Raw genomic sequence first — 255 nt, 5'->3', positions numbered from 1 at the left:
GGTCACAGGTTCGAATCCTGTATGGCTCACCACTTTATTGGCAAATGCCAACATACTGCGGGTGTGGTGGAACTGGCAGACACGCTAGACTTAGGATCTAGTGCCTTCGGGCGTGGGGGTTCGACTCCCTTCACCCGCACTTTTTTTGCGGAAGTAGTTCAGTGGTAGAATACGACCTTGCCAAGGTCGGGGTCGCGGGTTCGAATCCCGTCTTCCGCTTATCCACTCTTGCCGGGGTGGCGGAACTGGCAGACG

Annotated in this window: 2 tRNA genes; both read left to right on the top strand. The window is 56.1% G+C overall.

The features are described 5' to 3' along the window. The first annotated feature begins 57 nt into the window (after nucleotides 1-57). Nucleotides 58-139: transfer RNA gene (locus H7J92_RS17550), tRNA-Leu, on the top strand. An 8-nt stretch (nucleotides 140-147) separates the two neighbouring features. Beyond that, a tRNA-Gly gene (locus H7J92_RS17545) sits at nucleotides 148-219 on the top strand. Nucleotides 220-255: the final 36 nt, after the last annotated feature.

It is taken from the genome of Sporosarcina aquimarina (genome assembly GCF_019748715.1).
Classification (GTDB): domain Bacteria; phylum Bacillota; class Bacilli; order Bacillales_A; family Planococcaceae; genus Sporosarcina; species Sporosarcina newyorkensis.
This window is presented reverse-complemented; position numbering and strand designations above follow the sequence as displayed.